This is a genomic window from Candidatus Methylarchaceae archaeon HK02M2, from assembly GCA_024256165.1.
Lineage (GTDB): Archaea > Thermoproteota > Nitrososphaeria > Nitrososphaerales > JACAEJ01 > HK02M2.
In genome coordinates, this window is record JAKLZG010000001.1 from 1 (window position 1) to 6318 (window position 6318).

At 37.6% G+C, this 6318-nt stretch carries 7 protein-coding genes; 5 read left to right on the forward strand and 2 right to left on the reverse strand.

Annotated features, from left to right (window positions below):
• Positions 1-176: 176 nt before the first annotated feature.
• Positions 177-647 carry a flavodoxin domain-containing protein gene (locus L6N96_00005; GenBank protein ID MCP8322550.1) on the forward strand — a complete coding sequence of 157 codons (471 nt, stop codon included), beginning with the start codon at positions 177-179 and terminating at the stop codon, positions 645-647.
• Between the two features lie 71 nt (positions 648-718).
• On the opposite strand, the gene L6N96_00010 is transcribed toward L6N96_00005, so the two are convergent.
• A complete protein-coding gene (locus L6N96_00010) occupies positions 719-877 on the reverse strand; it encodes a hypothetical protein (protein MCP8322551.1) in 159 nt (52 codons plus the stop codon).
• Positions 878-1116: 239 nt separating this feature from the next.
• Between L6N96_00010 and L6N96_00015 the strand changes: the two genes are divergently transcribed.
• The 3 genes from L6N96_00015 to L6N96_00025 all read left to right on the forward strand — a co-directional run bounded on the left by L6N96_00015 (position 1117) and on the right by L6N96_00025 (position 3950).
• A complete protein-coding gene (locus L6N96_00015) occupies positions 1117-1827 on the forward strand; it encodes a CPBP family intramembrane metalloprotease (protein ID MCP8322552.1) in 711 nt (236 codons plus the stop codon).
• Positions 1828-1922: 95 nt separating this feature from the next.
• A complete protein-coding gene (phrB, locus tag L6N96_00020; GenBank protein ID MCP8322553.1) occupies positions 1923-3263 on the forward strand; it encodes a deoxyribodipyrimidine photo-lyase in 1341 nt (446 codons plus the stop codon).
• A gap of 162 nt (positions 3264-3425) precedes the next feature.
• Complete coding sequence (locus L6N96_00025; protein ID MCP8322554.1) at positions 3426-3950, forward strand: heme-binding protein; 525 nt, start codon at positions 3426-3428, stop codon at positions 3948-3950.
• A 38-nt stretch (positions 3951-3988) separates the two neighbouring features.
• On the opposite strand, the gene L6N96_00030 is transcribed toward L6N96_00025, so the two are convergent.
• Positions 3989-5440 (reverse strand): trimethylamine methyltransferase family protein, encoded by a 1452-nt coding sequence (locus L6N96_00030; GenBank protein MCP8322555.1) that lies wholly within the window; start codon positions 5438-5440, stop codon positions 3989-3991.
• A 253-nt stretch (positions 5441-5693) separates the two neighbouring features.
• On the opposite strand from L6N96_00030, the gene L6N96_00035 reads away from it, so the two are divergent.
• On the forward strand, positions 5694-6318 hold a 625-nt coding region (locus L6N96_00035; protein ID MCP8322556.1), incomplete at its 3' end, for a hypothetical protein.

Consider the following 6318-nt stretch of genomic DNA (forward strand, 5'->3'; position numbering starts at 1 on the left):
AACAAAGAAGAGATATAGATTTTCCTTCAGAAAAAAGGTTACTGCAGAAGACGGAGCAGAAATTCCAATCGTTGTACATGTAACTACAGATGAAGAGGGAAATATCATAAAGTATACAGGTAACTAAAATCTAAACTTTCAATAATATAATAAGTAATATGATAGAGTGATGACCTTTGGTAAAAGCTTTTATCGTTTATGATACAAAATACGGCAACACAAAGCTTGTAGCAGAGAAAATCTTGGAAGGAATGAGGGAAATCGAGGGAATAGAAACTGCCATTAGTGATGTTAAGGAAGTTGAACTTGACAAGGTAGCTGATTCTGATGCCCTATTGATCGGGGCACCAGTTCATTTTGGTGGGCCTTCTCGGACTATTAGTAAGTTTATTGATAAACTTGGGAAACTTGAATTAAAAGCCAAATGGGTTGCTGTTTTCGATACATATCTTGGAGGAGACTTCGAGAAGGCTGTGAAGAAAATGGAGAAGAGAATAGGCGAAAAGGTTCCTGGATTGCAACTAATAACTTTTGGCTTATCGGTAAGGGTCGGAGGAATGAAGGGTCCTATCGAAGACGAAGAGCTCCCTAAATGTAAAGATTTTGGAAGGAAAATTGCTAATCAGCTTAAAGCAGCCACTTTATAGAAGAATTTCGGGTTAGAAGAATATAACCCGATATAATTAACCTTCAGAGGCGATAGCAGAGTCAGTATTATTTAGACTGTCGATATTTCAACCCATCTTCGTGTAATAACAGCCACTGTAAAGGTAGAGATTAAAGCTCCAACCATCGTGACTGCCATTATCTCAAAGAAAGTCGTTAAAGATCTGGGTTTAAAATCTGGAGATCGTGTAAAAGCTGTTATAAAAGCCACAGAGGTCATGATCTCGAAAGAATAAAACCTATTTCAATTCGAAGGTAAAATCGGCTCCAGATACTTCTAGGTGCTTAATGTAAAAAATCGAATTTTAAATACTGAATATGGCACTAATATACGGTTATAACATCTTTTAGTGGGAAGGGATCGAATGTAGTGCATGCTAATCTTATGGCTATGCTTACGTAAGTTTTAAAAATAAATTAGGATAAATTAAACAACTTTGGGGCCTGTTGATGGTTAATCAGCCTAAATGGGGAGCAAAACTAGCATTTGCCTGTGCTCTTGCATTGATAGGCGCGGTTTTAACCGTTTATGGCATATTTGGCTTTGGCGTTTTCCAGTTTACAACTTGGCATATAATGTTAGATCTGCCTTTTCCATCTTACATCGTAGTCACGCCTATAATACAGGTCATCTTGCTAACGATAACTATAATGTTCGCTAGGTATGCACATGCAAGTTTAAAGGAGCTGGGTTTTAAAAGGACTAGCCCCAAAATCTTGGCCAGTGTTTCAGTCGCTTTAATCCCTCTTTTCCTGTTTACTGCAGTTGTCACGCTTGTTTTAACAAGTTTTTTTGGTCCAGACCCCATGGCAGAAGCCTATACTAAGGCGGCAATGCCCACAGATTCTTTTCAACTGGTTGCCTACGTTATTATATCTATAATTCTGGTTGGACCAGTGGAGGAGTTGGCTTTTAGGGGTTTTGTGCAGCAAGGTTTTGAAAACTCGTTTGGAAAGATGAATGGTTTGTTGATTGCTTCTGCCTTGTTTGGACTACCACACTTTGCTAATTACCCGTATAATGCTGCTACTGCCTTTGCGGGTGGTCTGGTTTTAGGCTATGTATGGCAGAAGACGGATCAAAATACTACTGCTACGGCCGTAATCCATGGAATATTCAACTCAATAGGGATAATTCTGATTTATCTTGGTATTATTTGATCTTAAAAGTAGCCTTAAAAGAATTAAATTGGATTTGTGGATTGTTGAACTCTTCTATCAAGCTAAACGATTAGAAATAAAGATTTACAAATAATATGATTCAACAAGAGAGAATTAAAAACCTAAATGGCAGAGAGATTAAACAGGGAAGTTACGTACTTTATTGGATGCAAGCCTCTCATAGAACAGAGTACAACCACGCCCTCGAACACGCAATCTTACAAGCTAACAAGCTGAATAAGCCTCTTTTGGTATTTTTTGGATTAATTAATAACTATCCTGAGGCGAATGAAAGGCACTATTATTTCATGCTAGAGGGACTAAAGAAAGTTCAGTCTTCTCTCGAGAAGAGGGATATCAAGATGGTAATATGGGATAAGTCTCCGGAGCTTGGCGTCGTTGAGTTATCGAAGCATGCCTCCCTAGTTGTAGTGGATAGAGGATACTTGAAAATACAGAAAAAGTGGAGCAGACAAGTGGCCAAACGTATTGGATGTCCTTTGTTACAAGTTGAAAGTGATTCGATCGTGCCTGTTGAAGTGACATCTCCAAAGGAAGAGTATTCTGCCGCCACGTTTAGACCCAAGATAGAAAAGAAATTGGATAATTACCTCATTCCACTGAAAAAGAACCATCCCAAAATAGGTTCATTTGACCTTGATTTTTACTCTTTTGATATAAAAGACATTAAAAAAGCAATCCTTCATCTTAATATCGATAGAAGTGTCAAAAGAATAAATGAATTTCATGGAGGTACAAGTGATGCTAAAAAACATTTAGAAGCGTTTTTGAAAAATAAATTAGATAGATACCCAGAACTGAGAAATGACCCTACCGTCGACTACCTATCAAATATGAGCCCCTACCTGCATTTCGGACAGATTTCTCCATTATATATAGCTCTAAAGGTTTTAGCAACCGATAGTCCGGGAAAAGATGTTTATCTAGAGGAACTCATCGTAAGAAGGGAGCTGAGCATAAATTTTGTATTTTACAATCCGAATTACGATTCCTTTGATGGGCTTCCTGAATGGGTTAGAAAGACATTACTAGAGCATAAGAAAGACCCAAGAGAATACACCTATACTTTGAGAGAATTTGAAACAGCTGAAACTCACGATCCTTACTGGAATGCAGCCCAGAAGGAAATGATTTTCCGGGGGAAGATGCATGGTTATATGAGGATGTACTGGGGGAAGAAGATCCTTGAGTGGAACAAAAACCCTGAAGATGCCTTCAAGACTGCTCTTTACCTCAATAATAAATATGAACTGGATGGGAGAGACCCAAACAGTTTTACTGGTGTGGCATGGTGCTTCGGAAAACATGACCGCCCGTGGAAAGAAAGACCCATTTTTGGTAAAATAAGGTATATGAATGAGAGAGGTCTAAAGAGAAAGTTTGACATTGATAGATATGTGGAAAAAATAGCGTAGTATAGGTGCATTTTTTTAATATTTTATCACAAATTACATCAGAATACTTAATTTCCAAGCCCAAGGCTATTACCTTCGCCCAAATTCGTGATATTTTGAATTCAATTGATGGGTAAATATTTTATTATACTGAAACTCAATTAACATATCAGGTGTATATTTTTGGTTGAGAAAGCAAAATACGATATTATTAAGAGATTAAATAAGATAGAGATAAGGCGCTATAGAAGTTTAGTTATTGCACGGGCTGAAGGTTATGGTGATAAAGGTTTTAATATTCTTTTCCGCTTCATTACTGGCCATAATAAGCAAAAAACAAAGGTGGAGATGACTGCTCCTGTAATATCTGAGCGAATTGCAATGACCGCTCCTGTAATATCAGATACTAACTCTATAGCTTTCATAATGCCTGAAATATATAATATTGAAACAACACCATATCCTCTTGATGAGCGCATCAAGATAATGGAAGTTCCAGAGAGGCTTGTAGCAGCTTTGAGATTCTCAGGCCGTTGGTCGGAATCAATTTTTAATAAAAGATCAAAGGAATTATTAGAAGAGTTAACGAAGGCAAATATAAAAACCAAAGGTAACGTTTTTTCAATGCGATATAATGCACCTTATACGCCTTGGTTTTTACGCAGAAATGAAGTTGCCATAGAAGTTTCCAATAACCCTTTAACCTAAATTATCAAAGTCGGTGGATCAAGATATTCAGATAAAGTTCATTTTTTTAAGTCCATAATATCTTTCATAAAATAGTCCAGCTTTTTTTCAATATCTGGATCAAGGGGCTCAGGCTTATGCTCAGCTAACAACTTCTTTGCGTGTATGTTGGCTCTTTGGCAGATATCCTTTGGATCGTAACTCTTATGTGATCTTCTGTTCCTATCCAAAACTAATGATGGGATATATTGCTCTTTCTCGAACCAGTCAAGAGTGTGTTTCTCCTTTAGGAAATGTCCATCATGAGCAACAGCTTTTATTATATCAATAGCCAATGTATCGTTTGAGACTTCTATACCTCTGCTAAGCCTTAGAGCTTGACCGCAGATCTCATTATCTATTATGAGCTTTTCAAAGCTTTGGCAACTTTCAAAATCGAGCATGCCTGGACCCGATATTACATTAATGCCTGCCAAAGTACCCATAATCATTCCAATGCCAGATTCAAGACCAGCTTGAGCATCTAAAGTCTTTGAGTCGCTTAAACCCAGATAAGCATGAGTAGGCAAGCCTAAGTACTTTCCAATCTCGGAGTAACAGCATTGAATCATTACACTCTCAATTGCACCCATAGGGGTAGTTGCGTACCTCATTTCAAAGATTGTAGGCGATCCTCCATAAATCAAAGGCGCACCAGGATTAGTCAGTTGAGCCAGAACAATTCCACTGAGAGCTTCTGCAGTATGCTGGACAAGAGTGCCGGCTAAAGTTGCAGGACTTAAAGCTCCAGCCAATGGCATTGGTAATATTTCAGCAGGAATCATATATTTAGAACAATCGATAAGATTTTGAGAAATAAGTTCGCTCCACTTTAGAGGTGGTGTGGGACATACATCGAATATGGCTATAGGCTTCTTAACAAGCTCCTCTTCACCAAGTACGATTCCTAGCATCTTTTTCATATCATGGAGTCCATCGATCGTAAAAGCCCCTGTAATAATTGGCTTAATAGAATTTTTTAACACGATATAAAGCCTATATCGATCTTTAATAGCTTCAGGGACATCCGAAACTACAAGAGCAGTACTTTGAGCCCTTATATTTTTCAAAGCATCTGTGAGCCTAACAAATTCAATAAAATCTTCAGTAGTTGGCTTTTTTATCTCACCACTTTCCATATCAAGAATATTGATTGCTGCTGAACCAGGGTTAAAGATCACATTGCTTTCCTTTAGCTCTATTACAAGCTCCCCATTCCTATCATAAAGAGAAACCTCGGATGGAGCTCTCATAACGCTTTCTTTAATAAGTTGCTCAGAAAGCTTCGCTACCATGCTCTTCTCATCAACATCGCCCCCACCAGAGCTTAGAATTCGCAGAGCTTCTGAATTATGATATTTTACGCCTTTTTTATCTAAAAGTTCTAAAGCTGCAGTATATATATCGTCTATATCATTATTACTCAAAAGTCGAAGTTTTTTTGATAGATTAGCAAATGAGTATTTTGCCATATTACTAATAAATACTTTTAGTAAGTATATAAGATTGATAGGATTAGAAAAGTATCAATCTATTGTAGTCTTTGTTCTGTCAAGAATACGAACTGATGGTTTGTCTATAATCAAAGGAAAAACTGATCGGGCTTTACTCTTTAGAGTTCTCACAAAGACACGTGCTCTCTTTGATTAAACCACTTGAATACCTACTATATGAAGTATAAGAACGCTAAGAATTATAAGATACTTCGCGATAGAAACGACCAAAATGAAATCTTCGAATACAATTGAGAAAAACAATCCACACATAGCATACTACACATGGGCAGGATTACTAGTTTTTGCGGTAGGGTTCATATTATTAATCTGGATCCTTGGTCCCTTACTACAACCATTCCTTGATATATTGCTTCCAGACCAAGGTTCGGATTGGTATTATTGGAAACTGCCAGTCCGTAATTTTTGGACTATGTTCATAGTATGGACATTATACCTTAGTCATCAGTTTGCAATTTGGGGAGTCATATACTGGGGACAAAAAAACCTTGCAAGAAATCCTCCTACTAGTGGTTTAACTAAATATAATCTTTTAACCCTTACGATCACTGTTGTCTTTTTGTTCCTACATCTGATACAAACCCATATTTGGTTCGATGGAATAGCACAAGACGTACCAATCTGGTCAAGCCAAGGTTCTGTCATAATCATGCTCTCGATAATTCTTATTATCGAAAATCAAAGACGTGGGCTCTTCTTAGGCCTTAAAGCAGGAAAGCCGTTCACTGCACGCGTTTCAGGATTCTTCAGGCGTAACCATATGTATATTTTTGCTTGGGCCTTAATATACACGTTCTGGTTCCACCCTATGGCTTCAGACCCCCAGTTACTTTCTG

Coding starts and splice junctions, on each gene's coding strand:
- L6N96_00015 (MCP8322552.1), top strand. CDS start 1,117: ATGGTTAATCAGCCTAAATGGGGAGCAAAACTAGCATTTGCCTGTGCT.
- phrB (MCP8322553.1), top strand. CDS start 1,923: ATGATTCAACAAGAGAGAATTAAAAACCTAAATGGCAGAGAGATTAAA.
- L6N96_00030 (MCP8322555.1), bottom strand. CDS start 5,440: ATGGCAAAATACTCATTTGCTAATCTATCAAAAAAACTTCGACTTTTG.